Below are 23,430 nucleotides of genomic sequence, written 5' to 3'. Positions count from 1 at the left end.
GATTATTTAACTCTTTTATTGATTGAGTAATTTTTTTGCCAAAAAGGCAATGACAAAGCCAGGCCCCAAAATATCGTAGTCATTCCATTGAAAAGTATATGACCAGCAATAGTAGACATCCCGATCAAAATGATAGAAACAAGAATAGCATTAGTAGATAAATTCCTTATATTAATACTATTAGAAAACTTTCTTTTTAATCTGAATATTTTAATTAAAATAAAAAACAAGAATGATGCGTACAATAACATAGTAAAAATACCAAACATCATTATAATATCTATTGGGTCTAATTCGGTTAAAGGCTTGGGGAAATGATATAAACCGGAATAGCCAACACCAAAGAGCAGATCGATCGGACTTAAACCTAAGAAATATGGAAATAAAGCATCCATGAATTCATTTCTGTCAGAAAGTATAGCTCGGGTAAGACCACCAGTATCATAAAAATACACGAGTCTCTCTATTATCGCTGAATTTATGATAATGTCATAGTAATATAGCGAAATTAAAAGTAACCCAGAAGTAATCATTAAATAATATACACTACCTGTAGATATCTTTCGCAAAATAACTGGAAGAAGAAAAGACAATAGCCCAACAGCCAAAATCCCACTTTTAGTGCCAATGGCTACTGCCATTAATAAAAATAAAAAACAAGATAAAACATACACCGCGCGACCTTTCTCTATTGCAATAGTAAAAGCCCAGGCTGCTATTATACATATCACTCCAGATAAAGCATTTGCGGCATAGAAAAAACCCTTCATGCCATATGAGCCATAGCTAGATGTCCCAATACCTATTAGCGACATGCAAATATTAATTAGAATTACTAGAGAGGAAAAAAGTACAACTTTAACAATGTATCTTTTCGGGTCTATATATTTAAAACTAGATACGGAAAGAAATATTATTATTGGCGTTATTAATTTGACGTATTCAGAAAAATCAGTAGGAATTAAACTTGCACCTTGAAACAAGTTAGTAATAAGAAGAATTAGTCCATATGACAATATAGCTAACATTAAATAGCTTGCCATCCCTCCCCTACCTAAAATATATATAAGGCAAACCAAAAGTATCACTATTTTATACAATAGTGATAATGAAGATGTAAAATTTAAATATAAGCTAAAAAATCCCGATATTGCATCTATAGCCAACTGAATCAATATAAGACTAAGAATGAACTTCTCTATTTTTTTTTCACTTATAGTGAGCAGAACACTATGGTCTTGGAACTTTTTTACCATACTTACCTATTTCCACATCACTTTTCATAACTCTTGCTGGATTTCCTGCTACAATTTGGCCTGACTTCACGTCGGTTGTTACTATTGAACCAGCTGCAACTATTGCGCCACTCTCGATAGTTACTCCGGGCAATACAATTGCATTGCTGCCAATGAATACATTGTTCCCAATTTTGGTATTTATATGTCGTGCGTTAATGAAATCGTGAGTTAAAATCATCGCTCCTTTTGCTATATATGAATACTCACCAATCACTACACCTCTAGGATTAGTTCTATCAATCGTTGCAGCCAAACTAATTACAGTTCCTGACCCAATATTCATTTTATATACTTTAAGAAAATATAACCTTCTTACATACACTAATATATTTCTAAGATGGTTCCTGAAATGTGTAACTAAAGGATATCTCATGACTTTCTACCACTAACAAAATCAGTATATTCTTGGGGAATCCCACAAAAAATAACTTCCTCATGCTGAATTAAGTTATAGTGAATTTCCAACCCTAACCCAATAAAGTAATTATATAAGGGAGCAACATATAGTTCACCTTTTTCCCATTCATCTATCGGTTTTTGTAGATAGTCATAATAAGCGTCAAAGTATGCCTCCATAGATGAGAAGTGATACAAACCTGTACAACATAAGTCTGATATCGGTTTTTTTTCTGCCGTTAGTTTGACTAGTGTTGAATTGGTTGATTTTGGTTTTACGAATGACCAATTATCACCCTCACCTTGGAATACTTCTAAATACCCGCAGCCCAATTTTTCAAGATCTGGATAAACAAATGAAGGTCTAAAAGTATCGATATTGAAAATCGTAATCTGACAATCCGATTTAACCGCATTTTTTTCTTTCCAAATTTCCAAGCCTAATGTGACTGTTTCCGCTTGTCCCCTTGTTGGTTTATTGATAACGATCACATCATAATCTTTAACACCGATCTTCACAGCCTCTGAATCTACAAAATCTTTGGTATCATAACTATCACTTACGATGAAGATAAATTTTTCTTTTCTGAAATATTTCTCAAAGCTCTTAACTGCATGTGCAAATAAAGTTTCTCCATGGGCCATCAACATATACTTCGGCTCTGTATACCCTGCCTTAAAAAACCTGGAACTCAGACCTGCCATTGGAATGACAATCACTACTTCATCTCCTTCATAAGGTGGTAAATTCGGAATGCATTAGCAAATAATGCTCTTTGCCTTGTTAAATCATCGCTATGAAGCGGAAGCATTGATAAGAAAAGTTGAATCTGCATCGCCATTAATGATTTTGATGTAATATTGAAATTTTCAGATACAAGATCCATGAATCTTTTTTGAATTATTTCCAAACCTTCCGGCGATTCTATTTTAAAATGTATCTTCCCTGACGTTATTTCAACTTCAAAGTACCCCGCTATAATCCAATCATATAGGCCGACTATTGAGTGGCTGAGCTTCGCAAGATCGTATCTTACATCTCCATAAATTTCCATTTCACCATCATATGTCATACCTCTAGGGTCTATCGTTTTAATACGATTCGCACGAAAGTCATAGAGTATATTACTGAAACAGAAATCTCCATGCAGAACTGTTATCGGCCATTCCCCATCATTTACAGGCAAATACCTATTACTATATTCAATAACTGTTTCTAGTGAAATTGCTTGTTCGTCATTGAATAGCCATTCATCACTAGTTGTTATATTATTAGTGCTACAAAACTCATCAAGTCTAGAATATGTCTTTTTTCCAAACAATTCGATGAGTGAGTTTTTAGAGTAATTTTCTGGAGCAGATTCCTTTAAGCAGCTCTTAATAAACTCGATTGTACAATTCAGTATTTGGTCCCAAACAGATACTGGTAATTCACTGAATACATATAGTTCATTCAGTGCTGTCTGGTGTAAGTACTCTAGGCGATAAGATACTTTACCATGTTCGTTCTTACTCCCTAAGTACTGAGGAATGTACCCCCTCAATGATGGAGGAATACATGAAAACCAATTCGCTTCCGCCTCAATTTTTTCCTTTTTATTTGAGGATTTTTCAATCCAATCACTTGTTATCTTTAATGTATTAAATGCTCTTTGTGTAGTAAAATCTGCTTTTGAACGGTAATACGTGTTCACATGGCCAAAGTCTAGCCATTTATCAGACAAAATCGATTTTAACTTTGACTTAGAATGATATTTATTTAGGCCTTCTATAAACTTCCAGTTACTTTGTGTGATCGATTTTATTAATAATTTTGGAGACCTGAAATTAAAATAGCCATTAACAATAACAGAGGGAGGTGTATTTTCACAATTATCCTGATTTTGTAACCATTTCATGTCATCGCTGGTTACGACAGCCCAATTGTAACTATCTTTCTGTTGAGACACACAAACTATATCTTCCCCAGCCGGTAGTTGGGTAAACAACGTATCACCAAATAACACTTGCAGATTAGAGTCTAAAGAATGCTCGGTAAGGTTCAACGCAGCTACTAGGGATGCTCCGAGAGTTAAGTTTTCGGGCGTACGAATTATTGAAACCCCTTCATTCTCTAACCACTTCATGTCAGTTCGAGATACTTTATATAGCTCAGGAACACTAAGGTATACAGCGACGCCCTCTGGAGCTAATCTTACTTGGTGCTGGAATAAACGCCGATTCCCAAGAGGTAGAAAGCTTGGCGGTATTTTCCCAAATTCAGACTGAATTTCCTGCCCAACGTATGCAGCTGACATTATCAGGAACATGAATTTTCCTTTAGCAAAATATCATTAATTTCCTCTATCGATAAGCTAGCGAATTCTGATGGCCTTATTGCCTTGTCATCGATATAAAATCCTTCATTACCACACCATGGTTTACCTACTAGTATTTCGTCATATGGAACTCTATACCGGTTTAACCATTCCACTATAACTGGCAAAGTGTTTATATTAATTTTACCAACATTGCCTTCAAACGTTCGCATATTTCTAGCAGTCGAAATTGTAATTTCAAACCCTTTTTCCGAATATTCCCTTAGTTTTTCAATCACGTCCTGTCGTGGCAATACGTTTACGTAGTCATTAGTATTGGCCTTAGTTAAAGTACCATCTAGATCAACTATCAATCTTTTCATTGGAGACCCCTTGTTACTATATGATTTTTAGCTGTATGGGATTACTATGCTTAATTTTCATCAAAAATATAAAGAGCTGTTGATTAGTAGAGTTTGTCATACATACTCATGTCGACTATATTGAATGTTCTTCGTTTAGTTTCGTGAACCAACTATTGTGTCTGTTGCTTTCAGATAAATATTTTTTAAATGCAACTTTTGCTTACATAGAGCATTAGAAAGCTATTGTTAAAATTCAGTTCCAAGCTTTCTAGAGTTCTTTCTGTAAGCATCGTTTGCGAAAGCAATTAGCACACCTAAAACACCACCAATTAACGCTGCTAAAATGCAGATTAATGCACGCTTCGGCTCTGCTTTAAGCTCAGGTACAACAGCCCGATCAATCACCTTAAAAACGAATTCGTCCTGTACTTCAGCTAACATTAAGTTTTTTGTTTGTTCTTCGATTAGTGAGTAGAAGGAAGTTTGCATATCCGCGATAGCCGTTTTTTCTAGCTGATTTTCTAGGTATACAAGGTTTTGTGTCGTTTCTTTTATAGTCCGCTCACGCATGACTTTGTTTATGTCTTCAATCAGCCAATCTGTCCATTGCTTTGCTAAATATGGCGAATAATGTTTAATTGAAAGAGTGTAAAATCCACTTTTTTTATCTGAACCTACTGAAAGGACTTCTTTCAAAAATGCTTCATACATTTCCTGTTCTGAAGGTTCTGAACCCCGTAGTCCTTTAGGTTCACGTAACCACGTATTTGTCTCGACATTGTAGATTTCATCGTCATAAATCAGTTCATTCTTGCTTAAATTCCACCCTTTGGACGCCATAAGTGGCACCATCAGTTCGTGCTTTGCAATGAATGCGTTCACAAATTGTCGTGATTTAATCACTTCCGCCGCTAGATCCGTTTGTGAAGCTTCACCACCACCTAAACTAACGCCGGCCAAAGATGCCAGCCCACCAAACTGTGATGCCATTTTTGAAAGGCCACCACCGCTGCTCTCTGCCGGAGCCAGAAGCGCATCAGCTTTGTAGATGTTTGGCAGGCTAAGAGCGTACAACACACCAGCAACTGCGAATAGGAAGGTGGTTGCGATGATGATCCACTTACCTTTCCATAGAGCGGAGAATAGTTCGCGGAGGTCGATTTCGTCCGAGGCAGGCGCCGGAGGTTGAAATTGGGCGTCGGTTTGGTACTTCACCGAAAGTTGATTATTTTCCATGGTTTTTTTAGGTCCTAGGATCCTAGGTCCTAGGTCCTAGGAAAAGATCTAGGAGCTAAGAACAGGATCGTTAAAAGATAAAGGTCCTAGGTAAGAGCGAAGGTCCTAGGATCCTAGGCCCTAGCTCTACCCTAGGATCTGTTTATTCATTTATATTCCGGAGAGGGTTCGCGTACTGAACCTTTTCTTCGTTTGATTAATGCGCCGAGCATGGCTGATATTTCTTTGGCTTCTTTTATTAGCGCTAAGCCAATTTGTTTATCTATAAAGCCTGCTTCTATACCAATGTAGATTTGGGTGATCGCTTCGCCAGCCGAGCCTTTCGCAATATATAAAAACCTTGCAGACTCATTAGCGGTTTCGCGCTCTTCCCCTTCAGCGATGTTCGACGCAATGGATAGTGCACTTCTCGTCAGTTGGTCTTTAAACCCAAAGTTCTTGCAACTATCCATCTGTTTATAAACATCACAAGACAATCGACAACTACGCTTCCAAGCGTCTAACTTTTCGAAATCCAGTTGGCGCATATGCCATCCTCATTGGGTAGAGAAAGGGCCTAGGGTCCTAGGGTCCTAGGGTCCTAGGGTCCTAGAAAAAGCAGAGCACTTGCCTTAGCTCTTTCCTAGTACCTTTCTTTCCCTAGGATCTGGGCTCTATCTTTTTCCTAGGACCTAGGATCCTTGCTCTTCACCTAGGCCCTCGCTCTTACTTAAGCGCGTTAACTGCTACACCCGTCTGGTAAAGGATCTGCGTTGCGGCAGTCCATACGCTGAGTGCGTCGCGGTAGTCGGTGTCAAGTGGGACGATGATGGTGTCGCCTGCTTTTAGCTCTTCGCCTTTATTGCCGAACCAGTAGCCGCTGTTTGGTTTGAAGACTGAGCCGTCTGCACGTACCACGAAGATGCGGTCTTCATCGGCTTGCTTTTTCATGCCGCCGGCTTTGTTGATGTAGTCGTCTACATCCAGTTTGTTGTCGCGTAGGTAGGTGATTGCTACTTGTACTTCACCCATCACAGATACCGTGTTGCGGTAAGTTGGTACAAACAGGAAGTCGCCGTCTTCCAGCATGAAGTCTGCCGCGCGGTTACCTTCAATCACTTCATCAAGCTGAACGACCATGCGGCCAAGGGCTTTGCTTTTGCTCGCTTCTTCTACAAACGCCAGGGTCTTGTCCGGGTTGGTGATCATCGAGCTCATGTTGCTGTCTTTATGGAAAGTCTTTTTCGCGGTTTCTTTACGAATTTCTGCAGCGTAATCTTCCAACAGTTTTTGCTCTTGAAGGCGCAGTGCTTCACGGGTGAAGATCGCCCCTTGCGGGTTGGCAAATTCGGTTAAGCCACCAGCACGCTGTATAATGTCTTGCAGCGTGTCGCCTTTGCTTACCGCGTAGGTACCTGGGAAGCGCACTTCACCTTTTAGAACCACGGTGTTTTGCTCTTTCACGCCCGGCTGTTCCAGTACGTTCAAGCGATCACGCGGCGCAATGGTCAGGTTTTCGTTCGCGTCGCCTAAAATGGCATTGCCTAAGTTCAGCTGTGAAATCTGCACACTTGCGCGCTGGCTTTCACTGTTTACTACAGTGCGTGCCAGTTCTGCGTTAAGCACATAGGCTTCGGCTGTCAGGCCACCTGCTGCTGCCACCAAGTCTTTGACGGTGTTTTTGTCGGTGATTGGGTAGCGGCCTGGGTTTTTCACTTCACCCACCACTTCTGCAATCAATGCCGGTGAACCGTAAACTGATTGTTGTTGCAGTTGAAGTAGCACAGGTGCCAACAGCGTGTTACGGGTTGAACGTTTGATGTTTTCAATCTGCTCAGCCGTTACTTCTTTCCCTTGGTAAATCAGTTTTGCCTGTTGGGTAGAAAGTTGTTCGTTACCTTCCAGCACTTTTTGTTCTTCACTTTGTTCAGTTGCCGCTTGTGCTTGTGCCTGTTCCAGCGTTTTTGCAGTTTCCTGCTTTTCGTTCAAAGCGTTTAACTGTTTACCGTCAAAACGGTTAAACACCAACACGCGGTCGCGTGATTGCAGCTTGATGTTGTCTTTACTCGCAGGGTTTAGAATCGCATTGGCCAAACTAAATTGAAGCACGCGGATATCACGCTGTGGGTTGATCTCACGTACCACCAGCGCATAGTTCAAATCAGCCGTTGGATTAAAGGCTGAATCAATCGAAGTAAACAGGTCGCTGATGCGCATGTTTTTCTTCCATTGTGTGTAGCCTGGCTGAAACACATCACCTTCCAGTTGTACAAAGTGCTTTAGTTCATTGCTCCGCTTGGCGATTTCGATGTTATCGCCATTTTTGATTTGAACGGAAAGACCTGAGCGGTCAGTTAAGTCCAGCGTCAGCACATCACGCATGCCTTCAGCGGCTGGTCGCTTCACTACTACAAACTCACCCAATGCGTTTGCGGTCAGGCCACCTGCCATTTGCAGCATGTCGGCATACGTTTCGCCGAGCTTCACTTCATACACTGCCGGGCGGTTGACTTCACCATTAATGGTTACCGTGTTTTCAACGGGGCCGATAAACACGGTATCACCCGGTTGCAGGCGCACATCGTTGCGCGAATCACCTTTCAGCAGCAAATCGTACATATCCAGCGTGCGGATAAGTTTGCCGTTACGTTTGAGCTGCACGTTACGCAGCGCACCAGATTCACTAAAGCCACCGCTGTAGTAAATTGCCTGAGAAATGGTGGTGAGAGCGCTGACTGAATAAGCACCTGGCTTGTAGGCATCACCCATCACGAAGATTTGCATGCTGCGCATTTCACCCATGGAAATGTCGCTGCGCACACCAATCATTTGTTCGTTAACACGTTTGGTTAGCGATTCACGCACTTCGGTAAAGCTCATGCCTGCCACTTGCACTGGGCCAAGTGAGGGGAAGTTCACCACACCTTCACGGTTTACACGCAGACGGTGGGTATTGTTTTCCTTACCAAACAGTTGAATGACAATTTCATCGCCCGGACCGACTTGGTAGTCAGAAGGCACTGGCACGTCGCTCATTGGCGCAAACGTGGTTGGTGAGCCTGCAAACAGGGAAAGACCAAACCTTTCCAGTTGAGTTTCACTCTGGGCTGCGCTTTTTTGGTTGGCTTGTGTTTTTTGATCAGCAGCAGGGCGAGGGGCGACCACTTCGATGGTTTCAAAGGTTTGTGTTGCCTGACCGCCCGTTGGCAGGCTGATGCCGTATTGTTTTGCCAGTGCTTGCTGTTGATCAGCCGGCAGGCTTTTGAACATTTCCAGTTGCGCGGCCGTCGGGGCTTGCGCGGCTACCGTGAATGGCAGCAAAGATGAAACTAAGACTGCACCCACGCAGGCCAGTTTATTGAGTCGAAAAGTCATGAATTAAAGCTCGTTACATCAATGTAAGATTTCTAAAGAAGGTTTAGAAGCGGTATTGGAAACCCAGGTTGAGTGCACTCACACCCAAGTTGTCACTGATTGGGGCGTTCACAAACTCCAGTGTCACGGCGGTTTCACTGCTCAGTGCATAGTGCGCACCCAAACCAAAGCTGAAACCGCTATCAGAGACTGAACCTGTTCCGTGGTTATCAATGTCTGCAGCCACGTAACCGGCCAATGCATACATGGCGATTTGATTAGTGACCGGAATGTTTCCTTTTACATAACCTGAAGCCAGGCTATCTACTGCAATACCGTCTGTGCGTTTTAGTGAGGTGCCAAAACGACCTTCTACTGCCAGGTAATCGTTAAAGAAGTAACCCGCCTGTGCTTGCAGCAAGATTGGGCTAGCCTCGGACAAGGTGTTGTTTGATGCCGAGGTGTGTTCCACATTGCTGTAGCCAGCCATGGCACCGGCATAAAAATCAGCCGCAGCTTGGGGGGCTGTCAGGGTTGCAACCAGCAAAGAGGCCACTGCAACAGGGTTCGTCATTCGCTTTACCATACTTTCCTCAAACGTGGCGTGTTACAGAAGGTTTGATTCCGCAGCCAAACACGGCGACGCGAATTCAAACCTTGGCAAGACTTAAGTGAATAATATTATTGACGCGAACTAAGTTTCGCATCGTCAGATAACAGGCATTCATTCGATGCCTGCAGACACGCTACCGCCCTTGGGTGTCGGCCCCAATACACGCGATAACTATCAATTTGTTTTTCTTTTCGTGGTTTCTTGATGAAGCAGCTCTATACCGCCCCAAAGGGTGTTTACCTTTCTAGGCAGAATGCCATGCAAAGATCGATTAAATTTTGTTCAGCACTCAAAAATCAAGGCAGGAGTGTATCACCAACACAACATTCATATTAATTAGGAAACAGTTATTTTTTATTTAACTGTCTCGAATTTAATCACCCGGTAATAAGCTGATGTTTTTTTGAGCAATGATTATTTTCAACCGTCTCAACTATGCTTCAATTTGCGACGCAAATAACACGAATCAAGTTATAGATGACACATTTATTTACATATTCATCATCGGTGAACGGCATAAACCGTTAACTGTCCCACGTTCATCACGACGCCACTTTCTAGTAATTCAACCTCACCTTCGCGGCAAATGGTTAAGCGCACTTCTGGCTTGGGTTCATTCACGTAATATTCACACTCCGGCGTACTTGCGCCGATTATTCGACTGTAAACAACCACTTGTGATGAAGTGAAACCGTTATGGAGAAAGACGAAATGCTCGTTAGAAGGGGAAACGCGGACTTTTTCTTCAACACCATTGCTCCAAACAATGACGCCATTCGCTTGTATGGATGAACGAGGGCTAGAACAACCCGTTATCAGAAGAGAAGAAAAAAGGATTAGAGCAAAAACTGAGAGCTTCATGGCGACACCGACACTGCCAAATAAATTAGCGCAGAGTGTACTTTTTTGAAGCTACAGACTCAATAGCGAGCATTAAGTCTCTTTTGTGAGCAACAAAAAGCTTTATTGCCCAAGGAATTGGCGATTGACATTTATTATATGTTTACTTAATTCCCAATACTGTTTAGCATTTTAGGAGCCTGTCTGACTTTAGAAACAGGTGATTCACATAAGATATGGAGTTTTTCATGAAAAAATCAGCAATTGCAGCTCTGGCAGCAATGATGATGGCAGCACCAGCAATGGCTGTTGAAGAAGCAGCTTCTACTGGCGGTTCAGCTGGCGGTGCAACTGCATCAACTGCTGCTGTTGGTGGTGTGACTGCAACAACTGTTGCTGTTGGTGTTGCGGTAGCGGCAGCGGTTGTTGTGGCGGTTGACGCTTCTGACAACGACACTGCGACTACCACTTCAACTTCTGTTACCACTCAAGGTTAATCAGTAAGTTGCGTAAAAAAAACCGAACAGTGCAAGCTGTTCGGTTTTCTTCATATTTATACCCTTAGAATTTACGCCACACCGCTCGTTAGGGCTTGTTGGCGACTCAGTTGTAGTACTATGAAAAATTGTAATTACGGCGTAAAAGCCTTTGCGCTAATAGGTGCAGCCTTTGCCCTTTCTGGCTGCAGTCAAAGATTTCAGGATGTGCAAGACACGATGTCGCTCGCATTGTTTGGACATGACGATGTGGTGATTTCGGCAGACAAGGTCAATGACCTTCCTTATGCCAGCCTGTATGCCAAAACGGAAAAAAGTGGGCAGGCATTTATGGTGTTGGGTTATGCCAACCCAAGCATGTCAAACCTTGCCGAACCTACCCAGAGCTTCCAGTTGAAATGGCTTTCTGCAAACAACGAAATGCTAGTGACCGAATACGGCCGCATTGTAAAAACGGTGAATCTTCACGGTGGTAACCTTTCGGCCAGCTATTCACACCAGGCCGATCCTTTGGCTTTGGGTTTACTGAAAAGTGCCACCCCCCAGGTGTGGAAGCGAAAAGTGGATTGGCAACCGGGTAACCATGTGGGCTACAGACTGGAATCTCGTTTTCAGCTTCAAGGCGAGCAAACCCTGCTGATTAATGAAAAGCCCGTTTCGACGCTGCACTTTATCGAGTATGTGCGCGCCCCTCAGCTTGATATCTCCTTTGAAAACGAATTCTGGTTAAAGCCTGATTCCGGCAAGGTGGTTGCCAGCATTCAAACCCCTGCTCCTGGCATGCCTAGCATTGAGCTTACGTTGCTGAAACCTTTTGCGGGAGGCAAGTAATAAGATGAAAGCTTATTTTTCTTTAATCCGTTCGTGCTTTGTATTGACGCTGCTAGCTGTATCTACCGTCGCTCACACCGCAGAACAAACCGTCTTGACAGTAAAAATCGCAGCGGACGACAAACGTGTTTATCAGGTTACTTTTGATGGTGCACCCCGCGTTTCGCAAGTGGTGTCACAAGGCGCGACTGTGGTTAGAGCGAACGCGAATAATATTCTTGCCCACAATACCGATACGATTTTCTGGCAAGGCGCAGGGTTGTTTGATGCTGCTAACTCCGCTGACATCAACTCACTAAAAGCCCGCATTGAAAATCAATTGGGTTCACTCAAAGAGCAGTGGCAGGACGATGCAGAAAAACTTGGCGCTGTTTCAGCGCTTTCCGAGTTTCTCGCCTCATCAACTTTTGCTTCACGAATTTCAGTGACGCTGGATGAAGATTTTTATCTCGCAGGTAGCAATGTGAACCCATTGGTTCGTGGCGATCTCGTACTGTTACTCCCTGCCCGACCAAATAACGTTTGGGTAACTGGTGCAGTGACGCAAACCACTGACGCTGATTTTTCGCCGGTTTATATCGCGGATGATTATCTCGAAACTGCTGAAACCTTGAATACCTTTGGGATCAGTGAAGTTTCTGTCGTTCAGCCAAATGGCGAGCTTGAAACCCACCCAGTGGCCTATTGGAACGAAGTGCCGAAGAATGTGGCACCAGGCGCTGTGATTTTTGTGCCTTTCCAAGGTTTACCCTCTGAGCTCTCTTCTCTTAACCGCGATATTCCGCGTCTTCTTCAACATCGGGTTATGTAGTCATGCGTTGTACCTTATTTAAGTTATCCACTCTTTCTCTGGCACTGATGCATGCACTGCCTGCGACCGCAAACGATTTGGATTTCACGCCGTTTACGCCAACCCAAAGTGACTTTGGCGGCGTTGGCTTAATGCAAATGCCCACAGGACGTGTGGCCCCGGAAGGTGAATTTTCACTGGGCGTGACCATGAATGACGATTACCGTCATTACCACAGTTCATTGCAGTTGATGCCTTGGCTTGAAGCGACCATTCGTTACACCCAAGTGCCTGACCGACTCTACAGTAATGATGACGGCTTTAGTGGTGAAACCTACTACACCGACAAAGGCATTGACGTGAAAGTTCGCCTTTGGGAAGAAAGTTATTGGCTACCGGAAACTTCAATTGGCCTCCGTGACCTTGGCGGTACGGGCTTGTTTGATGGTGAGTATATTGCTGCCAGCAAACACATAGGACCGTTCGATTTTACGGCGGGCATTGGCTGGGGTTATATCGGTAACCGCGCAAACCTGAAAGGTGACACATCACTCGGCGATGATTGCGGGCGTGATACCTCTTACAAAGGCAAAGGCGGCAGCTTTGACTATGCCCGTTGGTTCACCGGTTGTATGTCTGTGTTTGGCGGCGTGGAATATCAAACTCCCTGGGAGCCACTGAGCCTGAAGCTTGAATATGACGCGAATGACTACAAGTCTGATTTTGCGCCAAACGCCACGCAAGACTCACCGTTTAACATGGGTGCTGTTTACCGTTTCGGTAACTGGGGAGATATTCGTGCCAGCTATGAACGCGGGAATACCTGGACGGTGGGTTTCACCTTAAAAACCAACTTCAATACCTTGGCACAAAACTGGATAGATACCCCAACGCCTGCATACAATGGTGCGCAGGGCAAATCAGTTGAAGACATTGACTGGGATCGCGTCGCGGCTGATCTGGAAACCATTGCGGGGTATGGCAACACCAAAGTGTATGCGGATGACGAAAGCATCACGGTAGTGGGTAGCCAATCTAAATACCGCAACCGCGATTTCGCCCATGAAAAAGCGGCGATGATTCTGACCAATACCGGCTCGAAAGCTTCGACCTATCACTTGGTAGAGCAACAAGCCAACCAAACCACCATTCAGACTGACATTGACGCGGCAGCCTACCGAAAAGTCGCTAATCAGGAATATGTGGGCGCAAACGTGACGGAAACCACGACGCGCGTTAACCCTGAGTCTGCACGTGGCATGTTGCAAACTGACACCAGTAAACCTTGGTCGGTCAGTGTTAACCCAAGTCTTCAGCAATCGATCGGCGGTTCGGAAGATTTCTACATGTTCAATATTGGCGTGACTGCCGGCGCGAGCTATTGGCTGACCGACAATATCGAATTTGGTGGTGGGGTTTACGTTAACCTTTACGACAACTACGACAAGTTCAAATATGACGTCCCGCCAGATGGTACAGATTTGAAACGTGTTCGTACGCTGGTTCGTCAGTACATTTCTGATAACACTGTTCGTGTGAGTAATCTTCAGTTAACGGCTTTTGATAAGTTCGGCGATAGTTTCTACGTTCAGGCATACGGCGGTTACCTGGAAACCATGTTTGCGGGTGTGGGCGGTGAAGTCTTGTATCGCCCTCTTAACAGCAACTGGGCGTTTGGCTTGGACATGAACTACGTGGCGCAGCGCGACCCGAATTCAGAGTTCGGCATTTTCACCGAAGAAGTGCATTACGACCCAATTACTGGCCGTTACTACCGCGTACAGACAGGCACACCAACCGGCCACTTCACCACTTATTATCGCCCTGAGTGGAGCTGGTTTGATGATTTGCTGATTAAAGCAAGTGTCGGTCAGTATCTGGCGGAAGATAAAGGTGTGACGCTGGATGTTTCCAAGCAATTTGATAGCGGTGTGATAGCGGGCGCCTATATGGCGAAAACCAACCTGTCAGCGGAAGAGTTTGGTGAAGGTAGCTTTAACAAAGGCTTCTATATCTCGATTCCTTTCGACATCTTTACCGTCAAACCAAGTGCCAGCCGTGCACTGATTGGATGGACGCCACTTTCACGAGATGGTGGCCAGATGCTGGGCAGGAAGTACAGCCTTTACAGCATGACGGATGCGCGTTATCCGAATTCGGAGTTTACGAATAGGTAATCGCACGAAGTGCGAAGGGACGAGGAAGAGCAGGTCCTAGATCCTAGGAAGAGCGAAGAGCTGAGGGCCTAGGGTCCTAGGGTCCTAGGGTCCTAGGGTCCTAGGGTCCTAGGAAGAGCTTAAGAGCGGAAGGTTACTGGGTATAGGGTTAACGGATTACGGATTACGGATTACGGATTACGGATTACGGATTACGGATTACGGATTACGGATTACGGATTACGGATTACGGATTACGGATTACGGATTACGGATTACGATTTTTCCAACTCCCAACAGATAATCAAGCTTTTTCCTGTATACAGTATTCCTAACTCTTTCCGTATTCCATTTCTCCTATGCTCTTTCGCTTCACCGCTCTAACCTAGGATCCTAGGACCTCGCTCTTTTCCTAGGACCTTGCTCTTACCCTAGGACCTTGCTCTTACCCTAGGATCTGTCTTTTGCCATCACCACCCTCTCCGCCAAACCCCGCTGTGTTATCTCCTTCGCCAGCGCCTCTTGCGCTTCGGCATCACCATGAACGATTCTGATTTCTTTGGGCTTTGTGGGAATGCCTTCGATAAATTGCAGCAGTTCGTTTTTGTCTGCGTGGGCAGAATAGCCAGACATGGTGTGGATGTGAGCGTTCACTTCGATTGGTTGATTGTCTATTTCAACCTGCTTTTCTCCGCGTTGGAGTTTGCGCCCGAGTGTTCCCCTCGCTTGATAGCCAGCTAGTATCACATCGGTTCTGGCATCGGGCAGCAGCGCTTTCAGGTAATTCAAAATGCGTCCGCCATTACACATGCCACTGGCAGCAACGACTATCGCAGGCTCTCCCGTTTGCTTCAGGCGGTTAACTAAAGCTTGGTGATCGCTGTGCGAATCGATGGTAATGCATTGTTCAAAAGCGAGTGGATGCCTACCCGCTTCCAATCTACTTTTCGCTTCTTTTCCCCAAAGGGCTTTGAATTCGCGATAACTGTCAGTCACTTTGGCTGCCATTGGCGAATCCAGAATCACTGGGATTTTCGACCACTCGCGCTTTTCAAACTCATCCAGTTGGGTGGCAATAATAGCTTCGATATCAAACAGTAACTCTTGCGTTCTTCCGACGCTGAATGCTGGGATCAGGATGACGCCGCCATCAAGCAATGAACGGTCAATAAGGGCTTTGAGTCTTTGGGCTCTGTGTTCTATTGATTCATGAACACCGTCACCATAGGTGCTTTCAATCACCAGCACATCGGATCTTTCAGGTGGCGTAGGGTCTGGGAGTAAAGGCGTATTGTTCGGGCCAAGATCGCCCGAGAAGACAATCACCTCTTTGCTAGGGAGTTTCACTTCAACAAAGGCAGAGCCCAGTATGTGACCCGCTGGCTGAAAGCGAATATCTGCGACTAATTGGGATTGGTGATTCACGCTATGCCAACTGCCGTAATCGACGGGGATTGTTAGCGATTCAATGAGTTTAAGAATTCGCTGCCTATCTTTTCGCTTAAGCCCCAGTTGAAGGCGAAGCGCATCGTCCAACATCATTGGAATCAACTTGGCAGTCGCCAAAGTGCAGTAGATAGGAGAGTTAAAACCTGCCGCTAGCAGCCAGGGTAGGCGTCCGATATGGTCGATGTGAGCGTGTGTAAGGATTAATGCATCTATATCATGAACATCAAATTCGATATCGAGCGACCGTGCTTCTTCACCTTGAAACAACCCACAATCAATGAGGAGCTTTCCGCTTTCTGTGGTGAGTTGATGGCATGAGCCTGTTACGCCAGTTCTGGCGCCATGGTGGGTGATGTGCATACTCGTTTTTTTCGGCAATGGCTTGTAAGGCCAGTCTGCCGTATATCAAGCAAGCATAAAGTGAGGAAGATTATGTGCCGGACAGAGTTGGGAATTTAAGGTGAAACTAGAAGAGTATTTCAGAAGGGTTTCGATCAAGTGGGTAATTTAGTTTGGCGCGTTGACAAAGCGCTCCATTAGGGAGCGCTTTATAGAATCTGTGGCTAACTTTTGATTCTGTCGCCAGCACCACCGCCAGTAGCTGTTTGAATAATATAGGTAAAGTAAAGTTTCACCGTCAGCGTTTGAATCATCTTTTGATCCCATTCGGCAAGCAATTTAGGTGTCGACATATCAATTTCGTTTACCTGCGCCAAGCCAGTAATACCAGGTAAAACGTCAAAGACCCCTCTTGAATCTCGTTCAGCGATAAGCTCTTCTTGGTTAAAAAGACAAGGACGAGGGCCTACCAGGCTCATCTCACCTTTTACTACATTAATAAGCTGGGGCAATTCGTCTAACTTGGTTTTTCTCAAGAAAGCCCCTAGTTTTGTAACTGACGATGCACTGGCAAGATGTGTCGCCACTGATGCGGTGTCCGGTGCCATGGTCCGGAATTTTATCAGGGTAAATGGTTTTTGGTTTTTGCCTACGCGCGTTTGCCTAAAGATAGGAGAACCTGTATCAAAGTAACCAATCACTGTCACGATAAGAAGAACTGGCCACAGGAAAAGTAGCCCCAATAGGGCAAAGAAAAAGTCAAAGAATCTTAACATTATTTTTTCTCATAGATTACTTCATTTATCAGACAAAAATGCACTGACAGTTTCATGAATGCCTTTCTCGAACGTGACGGGAGGCTTCCAGGACAAGGTGTTTAATGTCTCGGTAACGTTTAATTGCAGATTGCCACAGAGGCGATCGGACAAATGGGATTTCCCCAACACTTTAGCGCTCACTTCTATCAAGCTCTGCGGAATTGGAATAAGGCGCGCAGGTCTGGACATACTATCAGCTATTTGCTGCATCAGGCGTGTTGTCGAAACGTCATCGTTATCGGACACCAAGAATGTTTTGTTGGCAGCATTCGGGTGTTCGCAACAGGTCATAATGAGCGAAACGAGGTTGTCTATATATACCAGGCTACGTTGGTTATTAATCGCACCAAATGGGAGCGGTATGCCTTTGCGCATAAGCTTCATCATGGATTCAAAGTTGGCTTTGACACCCGGCCCATAAACCAAAGGGGGTCGTATGATTACCACTTCCAATCCTGTCTCTTCAGCTATCTCCCTCAGGCCAATTTCAGCTTCATATTTGCTTAAGCCGTAGGGATCTGTCGGGGAATCAGCCAAAGTAGGTTCAAATGCTCCACCTTTTTCGGTTTTCTCACCATTAACTTTAATGGAGCTGATAAAGACGAAACGCTTAACGCCACTTTGGGCGGCCTGCCGAGCAAGGTTTAGTGTACCTAAGGTGTTAACTTCCCGATAAGAAGCCAAAACATCTTCAGGGCTTTGGGATTCTGTCATTTGGTGAACACGAGCGGCGCAATGAACAACCACGTCTACACCAGTTAATGCGCCAGACCAGTCTGTATCACCATCAATCTGAGTCACAAACTGCCATTCGGCATTTTCAGTCGCGCTGCGTGACTGGTAAACAGAATGCCACCCCAAGGATTTTCCAGCTTCAACAACCCTTCTTCCTACAAAGCCGCTACCACCGGTCACAAAAAACTTCACTGTTTCACTTACTCTAGGTCTTAAAACGCACGATTCTAGCATGAGACAGTGGCGGGCAGCATCAAACATCCCTAAAATGTCCGCATACTTGGCTTGCTGCTCCACCATCGACTCATTTTAAAATTATAACGAGAACCACAACGCCGAATGTTTACACCGATTCAGTTACTCCTCAGTGCACAGCGACAAAATAAACGAATTATCAGCATTATTTATGACTTGATAGCCGTGACTTTTTCGCTGTATTTCGCACTGGCATTAAGGCTCGATACACTAAATGTTCCTTTTGGCATGTCTGAAATGGCATGCTTAGCAGTCACTATCTGCGTAACGATTCTTTGCTTCATTAAACTCGGCATGTACAGGGCGATACTCCGCTATATGATGATGCCTGCAATAGGCAATATCCTTATAGCTGTCGTGCTTTCTTCTGTTACTCTTGCGCTGAGTGGTTTTTTCTTACAGGCATTTATCCCAAGAAGCGTTCCATTTATTTACGCTGGTTTGGCGATGCTGATGCTTGGCGCTCCCCGCATTATCATCAGAACCATTTACTACCACTACTATCGTCGCCAAAAGCCCAATGTATTTATCTATGGCGCTGGTAGTACAGGAAGAGAACTGGCTTATGCGCTCATTCAAGGCGATGAATACCATCCAGTCGTTTTTTTAGACGATGACCCCAAAAAGTACAGGCAAATCATTACAGGTGTAAAGGTCCACTCTGCAGACGAATTCGACCGTTTAAAATCACTTTACCAACCTGTAAAGCTGCTTCTTGCTATCAACAATATTAAAAAAGGCGATCGTTTACGTTTGCTCGACAAGCTTTCAACATGGCCCATTGAAGTTCAGTCTGTTCCTTCAGTGGAGGATATCGCAGCTGGCAAGGCGCTAGCCACAGACGTTAGAGATCTCGATATTGCCGATTTGCTTGGAAGGCAGGCAGTTGAACCTGATTTAGATCTACTTCGCGAGAATATTTCGGGGAAAAATGTTCTGGTTACCGGTGCTGGTGGTTCTATTGGCTCAGAGCTTTGTCGCCAAATCATATCTCAATCTCCGGCCAAACTTGTTCTTTTCGAGCTTAACGAGTACAACCTTTACTCTATCCATCAAGAACTCACTTCTCTTGCTCGACGCCAGAATATCAACCTCGAGATAGTGGCTGCTTTAGGCTCGGTTCAAAAAGAAAACAGAATGACAAAATTGATGGTCAACAATGCCATTGATACGGTTTATCATTCAGCTGCGTATAAGCATGTCCCTTTAGTAGAAGACAATATTATTGAGGGAATTCGCAATAACGTATTTGGTACCCTCCATTGTGCGAATGCGGCGATAGAGGCCGGCGTTAAAAATTTCACCCTGATTTCGACCGATAAAGCCGTTCGCCCTACCAATATAATGGGTGCCAGCAAGCGAATGGCCGAATTAGTTCTCCAAGCTCTTGCCGATAAGGGAACATCGACTTGTTTCACTATGGTTCGTTTTGGGAACGTATTGGGTTCTTCGGGATCTGTAGTGCCTCTATTTAAAAGGCAGATTCGCGAAGGAGGTCCAGTCACCGTTACTCACCCGGATATTATCCGCTACTTCATGTTGATTCCTGAGGCAGCGCAGCTAGTTATCCAAGCTGGTGCAATGGGACACAATGGCCAGGTTTTCGTGCTTGATATGGGAGAGCCTGTCAAAATCGTGGATCTCGCAAAACGAATGATCAGCCTAATGGGTATGAAAGAATTTTATGATGGTGACCATGAGAGTGGTGACATAGAAATTCGATTTACCGGCCTAAGGCCGGGCGAAAAACTCTTCGAAGAGCTCTTAATCGGTGAGAATGTTCAAGGTACAAGCCATCAGAAAATCATGACCGCTTGTGAAGACAAGCTATCTTGGGAAGAGATGCATACGCTACTCGAAAAGCTGGACGTTTGTTGTCATAATTTCGATGTGGAATGTATCAAGACTATCCTACTTACTGCACCAACTGGCTATAAACCAACGCCCCTAAAATCCAAGAGTAATTAATGAAAATTCTACACGTCTACAGGACTTGCTACCCGGAAACCAAGGGCGGACTTGAGCAAGCGATCCGTTATATTTGTAAAGGCAGTACTGATAACGGATATGAAAATACGATCTTGACCCTCGGGGACGAAGATAAAGAATACGAATTTGAAGGCACTCGGATTATTGTTGTTAAAAAACAATGGGAAGTGTCTTCGAACGGCTTTTCTCTCAAACTTATCAATAAGTTTCGTACCCTATCTCAGGAACATGACGTTATCCACTACCAGTATCCTTGGCCAACAGGCGATCTGTTGAGCTTATTTGCGGCAAAGAAGCCGACATTGGTAAGTTACCAGTCTGATATCGTTAAGCAGAAGCTGCTAAAGCTTATTTATCGCCCGCTTGAGCTTGTCTTTCTAAGTAAAGTGGGCCGCATTGTTGCTAGCTCTCCGCAATATGCGGCCAGCAGCATTAACCTGCAGCAGTTTTCGGAGAAAGTCGACGTTATTCCACTAGGTATTGATGAGTCAACCTACCCAGAGGTTACACAAGAAAAGTTGGAAGAATGGCGCGCAGCTGTTGGTGAGGGCTTCTTTTTGTTCGTTGGCGTATTGCGCTACTACAAAGGGCTTCAGTACTTACTTGAGGCTGCAAAGATTAGCGGCTTGCCCGTTGTGATTGCAGGCGATGGCCCAGAAAAAACGGCTCTCGAGCAGTACATTCAAGAGAATAACCTAACCAACGTTAAAATGGTCGGGTTTATTGAAGAAGATGACAAAGTGGCACTGCATCATCTTTCAAAAGCTTTTGTTTTCCCATCTCATCTTCGCTCAGAGGCATTTGGTATTTCTCTGGTTGAAGCTCAACTATACGGAAAGTCTATCGTAAGTTGTGATATTGGTACTGGCTCCTCTTATGTAAACATCCACATGGAGACAGGTTTGCAAGTACCAGGGGCTGACTCAAAAGCATTTGCGGAAGCAATGGATACTATTGACAAGGATCCTGAGTTGGCTCGTAGGCTGGGACAAAATGCGAGAAAACGCTTTGAGGAAAACTTTACCTCAAAGCGTTATGCAGACAGTTATCTTTCGCTATATCAATCGCTCAGCTAATTTACATTAGCTGAGGTTTCTTTTGATATTTCGGACAATCGATCAAGCACTTGCTCAGTCGTATTCTTCCATTTGAAAGTAGCAGCGCGAGCCAAACCTTTCGCTGCTACTTCTTCCCTTGCTACATCATCCGTAATCATTTGATTCAGTGCATCGCAGATTGATTGCTCGGAATATGGGTCCACATGGACTGCACTATCACCCGAAACTTCTGCAGTTGCACCCACACCGGAAGTAATGACCGCAACGCCTGACGCCATAGCCTCGACTACTGGTAGACCAAATCCTTCATACAGTGACGGATAAGCAAATACCTTTGCTGAAGCATAAAGAGCCTTAAGATCAGAATCCGATAGGTAACCTGTGATAATGATTTCTTTTGCAGCGACAAGCTCTTTAGCTTCAGCCATGAGATCTGCATTCATCCAACCATGGTCTCCAACTAAAACCAAAGGACATTGCTTTCTCGTTTCCTGTGGTAGCAGTTTGAAGCCAGATACAAGACGTTTAAGGTTCTTGCGTGGTTCTAGTGTTGCTACAGATAACGTAAAGCCTTTGTACTCAAGACCAAATTTTTTGAGCACTTTGTTACAGTTATCTTTCTCTTGCGGTTTAAACGCATCAGAAACTGCTAGGTGAACTGTAGATGTCTTACCTTTGCTTTCTGGGAAGTTCTTGTGCATTTCTTCCAAGATGAAATCTGAGTCCACAATAATGTGGGCAGAGTTTTTAATTGATTCCACCATGTTAACTTTCAGATAATCAACACGTTCTCTTGGGTGAAATTCTGGGTATGTCACAAAAGATAGGTCATGCACTGTTGTCAGAATTGGACCACTATATTTGAAGGGAATATAGTTAGGCTCGAAGTATACATAGCCTTGCCCTGCCAGTTCGTTCAACTTGGAAGAAACTCGATGCTGAAAGTACGCACTGCGCAGTCGGTATGTTCCCGGAATGAATCGAATCATTTCAATAATTCGACGCTTTAGGGTCTTCTTATTCATTACTGCATTTTTCGTTTCAGCATCAGATGCGCCATCTTCCGCGTCTGAAGCAGGTGCAACGAACGTATCTACAATCTCACGCAGTTCAGGCTTTTGAATAAACCTACCTGGGTGGAAACCAACAACATCTACGTCATTTTCCAAAAGAGTCTGCAAAATATTTAGCGTGTAGTAACCAATACCAGTCAGTGGGTACCTAATAGGCGTGATATTAATTAGAACTTTCATTGTTTAAGAAAACCTCTTTGAGTGTTTCTTTTAAAGGTTTTGATGGGGTAAATCCAATAAGAGACTGCAGCTTGGTATTGTCACCATTTAGGGCTTTGATCTCATTGCTACGAACAAACTCGGGATTCACTTCTACTGCGATTGAATAGCCGGCTATGTCTTCCATCGTCTTAATGATAGACTCCAAAGAATGAAGGCTTCCAGAACAAACGTTTACGGTTTCTGACGTCGCCCCACTCTCCATTAGCTTTACATAGACTTTTGCTACGTCAGTCACGTCGCTAAAGTCTCTAGACACATCGGTATTACCCAATTGGATAACTTTTTTTCCATCACGGAAATGTTTGACGATTTTAGGTACAAGGAAATGTTCAGCTTGGCCAATACCTGTGTAGTTAAATGGCCTGGTGATAATAATCGGTAGACGGTCAAACCATGTACGTACCATATACTCCATCGCCAGTTTACTCATCGCGTAATGATTAACAGGACCAGGGGCTTGCTCCTCGCCAATATTAATGGCGTTTTTAGGGTTGCCATAGATATTTGCGCTGCTCGCAATGACTAGCTTCTTAATTGGCAAGCCTAATTCATGTATTGCTTCAAGAATGTTAAGAGTGCCAAAAACATTCACATCGTAAAGCGCTTTTTGATCAGAGTGCTGAACAAATGACAATGCTGCCAAATGGATGACATACGCCGGATTTAAGCGTTCGATCTCTAACTTTACGCTTTGTTTGTCAGTGATATCGCATTCTGACGAGAGCCCAACAACGGCGTACCCATTATCTCTAAGCTCTTTTTCCACATGCTTTCCAGTAAAACCGGAGAGCCCTGTCACGAGTACCGTTTTCATCTATCTATCTCATGAAAAAACAGTGG

Annotated in this window: 21 protein-coding genes; 6 read left to right on the top strand and 15 right to left on the bottom strand. The window is 44.1% G+C overall.

Going from position 1 to position 23,430, the window contains the following annotated elements:
* Positions 1 to 2: 2 nt before the first annotated feature.
* From QL223_RS05165 to QL223_RS05120, 10 genes are all read right to left on the bottom strand, one after another.
* Entirely contained in the window at positions 3 to 1,256 is a 1,254-nt protein-coding gene (locus QL223_RS05165; protein WP_281544092.1) for an O-antigen ligase family protein, read from the bottom strand.
* Entirely contained in the window at positions 1,231 to 1,581 is a 351-nt protein-coding gene (locus tag QL223_RS05160; protein ID WP_281544091.1) for an acyltransferase, read from the bottom strand. Before QL223_RS05160 ends, QL223_RS05165 begins: the two co-directional genes overlap by 26 nt.
* 86 nt (positions 1,582 to 1,667) lie before the next feature.
* A complete protein-coding gene (locus tag QL223_RS05155) occupies positions 1,668 to 2,414 on the bottom strand; it encodes a glycosyltransferase family 2 protein (RefSeq protein ID WP_281544090.1) in 747 nt (248 codons plus the stop codon).
* On the bottom strand, positions 2,414 to 4,003 hold the full coding sequence (locus QL223_RS05150) for a capsular biosynthesis protein (RefSeq protein WP_281544089.1): 1,590 nt from the start codon (positions 4,001 to 4,003) through the stop codon (positions 2,414 to 2,416). Before QL223_RS05150 ends, QL223_RS05155 begins: the two co-directional genes overlap by 1 nt.
* On the bottom strand, positions 3,994 to 4,374 hold the full coding sequence (locus QL223_RS05145; protein WP_281544088.1) for an HAD hydrolase family protein: 381 nt from the start codon (positions 4,372 to 4,374) through the stop codon (positions 3,994 to 3,996). Before QL223_RS05145 ends, QL223_RS05150 begins: the two co-directional genes overlap by 10 nt.
* Before the next feature lie 228 nt (positions 4,375 to 4,602).
* Complete coding sequence (locus QL223_RS05140; RefSeq protein ID WP_281544087.1) at positions 4,603 to 5,592, bottom strand: Wzz/FepE/Etk N-terminal domain-containing protein; 990 nt, start codon at positions 5,590 to 5,592, stop codon at positions 4,603 to 4,605.
* 146 nt (positions 5,593 to 5,738) lie between these two features.
* Entirely contained in the window at positions 5,739 to 6,119 is a 381-nt protein-coding gene (locus tag QL223_RS05135; RefSeq protein WP_281544086.1) for a four helix bundle protein, read from the bottom strand.
* A gap of 178 nt (positions 6,120 to 6,297) precedes the next feature.
* The gene (locus tag QL223_RS05130) at positions 6,298 to 8,946 is read right to left on the bottom strand and encodes an SLBB domain-containing protein (RefSeq protein WP_281544085.1); all 2,649 of its coding nucleotides are present in this window, start codon (positions 8,944 to 8,946) and stop codon (positions 6,298 to 6,300) included.
* A 43-nt stretch (positions 8,947 to 8,989) separates the two neighbouring features.
* Positions 8,990 to 9,499, bottom strand: a complete 510-nt coding sequence (locus QL223_RS05125; RefSeq protein WP_281544084.1) for a porin family protein — start codon at positions 9,497 to 9,499, stop codon at positions 8,990 to 8,992.
* Between the two features lie 540 nt (positions 9,500 to 10,039).
* A complete protein-coding gene (locus QL223_RS05120; RefSeq protein WP_281544083.1) occupies positions 10,040 to 10,399 on the bottom strand; it encodes a hypothetical protein in 360 nt (119 codons plus the stop codon).
* Positions 10,400 to 10,626: 227 nt separating this feature from the next.
* On the opposite strand from QL223_RS05120, the gene QL223_RS05115 reads away from it, so the two are divergent.
* The 4 genes from QL223_RS05115 (at position 10,627) to QL223_RS05100 (ending at position 14,673) form a co-directional block, all read left to right on the top strand.
* A complete protein-coding gene (locus QL223_RS05115; protein ID WP_281544082.1) occupies positions 10,627 to 10,875 on the top strand; it encodes a hypothetical protein in 249 nt (82 codons plus the stop codon).
* A gap of 120 nt (positions 10,876 to 10,995) precedes the next feature.
* On the top strand, positions 10,996 to 11,706 hold the full coding sequence (locus tag QL223_RS05110) for a YjbF family lipoprotein (protein ID WP_281544081.1): 711 nt from the start codon (positions 10,996 to 10,998) through the stop codon (positions 11,704 to 11,706).
* Positions 11,707 to 11,710: 4 nt separating this feature from the next.
* Positions 11,711 to 12,517: a capsule biosynthesis GfcC family protein gene (locus QL223_RS05105; RefSeq protein WP_281544080.1), complete on the top strand. Its 807-nt coding sequence runs from the start codon at positions 11,711 to 11,713 to the stop codon at positions 12,515 to 12,517.
* Between the two features lie 2 nt (positions 12,518 to 12,519).
* A complete protein-coding gene (locus QL223_RS05100; protein ID WP_281544079.1) occupies positions 12,520 to 14,673 on the top strand; it encodes a YjbH domain-containing protein in 2,154 nt (717 codons plus the stop codon).
* A 429-nt stretch (positions 14,674 to 15,102) separates the two neighbouring features.
* Here the strand turns inward: QL223_RS05100 and QL223_RS05095 are convergent, their stop codons facing one another.
* The 3 genes from QL223_RS05095 to QL223_RS05085 all read right to left on the bottom strand — a co-directional run bounded on the left by QL223_RS05095 (position 15,103) and on the right by QL223_RS05085 (position 18,185).
* On the bottom strand, positions 15,103 to 16,461 hold the full coding sequence (locus QL223_RS05095; protein ID WP_281544078.1) for an MBL fold metallo-hydrolase: 1,359 nt from the start codon (positions 16,459 to 16,461) through the stop codon (positions 15,103 to 15,105).
* 203 nt (positions 16,462 to 16,664) lie between these two features.
* Complete coding sequence (locus QL223_RS05090; RefSeq protein WP_281544270.1) at positions 16,665 to 17,219, bottom strand: sugar transferase; 555 nt, start codon at positions 17,217 to 17,219, stop codon at positions 16,665 to 16,667.
* 18 nt (positions 17,220 to 17,237) lie between these two features.
* Positions 17,238 to 18,185: an SDR family oxidoreductase gene (locus QL223_RS05085; RefSeq protein ID WP_281544269.1), complete on the bottom strand. Its 948-nt coding sequence runs from the start codon at positions 18,183 to 18,185 to the stop codon at positions 17,238 to 17,240.
* Between the two features lie 147 nt (positions 18,186 to 18,332).
* Between QL223_RS05085 and QL223_RS05080 the strand changes: the two genes are divergently transcribed.
* Both QL223_RS05080 and QL223_RS05075 read left to right on the top strand, forming a co-directional pair.
* Positions 18,333 to 20,216, top strand: a complete 1,884-nt coding sequence (locus QL223_RS05080; protein ID WP_039849804.1) for a nucleoside-diphosphate sugar epimerase/dehydratase — start codon at positions 18,333 to 18,335, stop codon at positions 20,214 to 20,216.
* Positions 20,216 to 21,313, top strand: a complete 1,098-nt coding sequence (locus QL223_RS05075; protein WP_039849805.1) for a glycosyltransferase — start codon at positions 20,216 to 20,218, stop codon at positions 21,311 to 21,313. The genes QL223_RS05080 and QL223_RS05075 overlap by 1 nt, the downstream gene beginning before the upstream one ends.
* On the opposite strand, the gene QL223_RS05070 is transcribed toward QL223_RS05075, so the two are convergent.
* Together QL223_RS05070 and QL223_RS05065 are read right to left on the bottom strand one after the other, a co-directional pair.
* Positions 21,310 to 22,548 (bottom strand): glycosyltransferase family 1 protein, encoded by a 1,239-nt coding sequence (locus QL223_RS05070; protein WP_002537745.1) that lies wholly within the window; start codon positions 22,546 to 22,548, stop codon positions 21,310 to 21,312. The two genes, QL223_RS05075 and QL223_RS05070, sit on opposite strands and share 4 nt — an antisense overlap.
* Positions 22,532 to 23,404: a GDP-mannose 4,6-dehydratase gene (locus QL223_RS05065; protein WP_281544077.1), complete on the bottom strand. Its 873-nt coding sequence runs from the start codon at positions 23,402 to 23,404 to the stop codon at positions 22,532 to 22,534. Before QL223_RS05065 ends, QL223_RS05070 begins: the two co-directional genes overlap by 17 nt.
* Between the last annotated feature and the right edge of the window lie 26 nt (positions 23,405 to 23,430).

The organism is Grimontia sp. SpTr1 (assembly GCF_947387585.1).
Classification (GTDB): Bacteria; Pseudomonadota; Gammaproteobacteria; order Enterobacterales; family Vibrionaceae; genus Enterovibrio; species Enterovibrio indicus.
The sequence above is the reverse complement of the archived record's forward strand: the minus strand, read 5'-3'. Positions and strand labels throughout refer to the sequence as shown.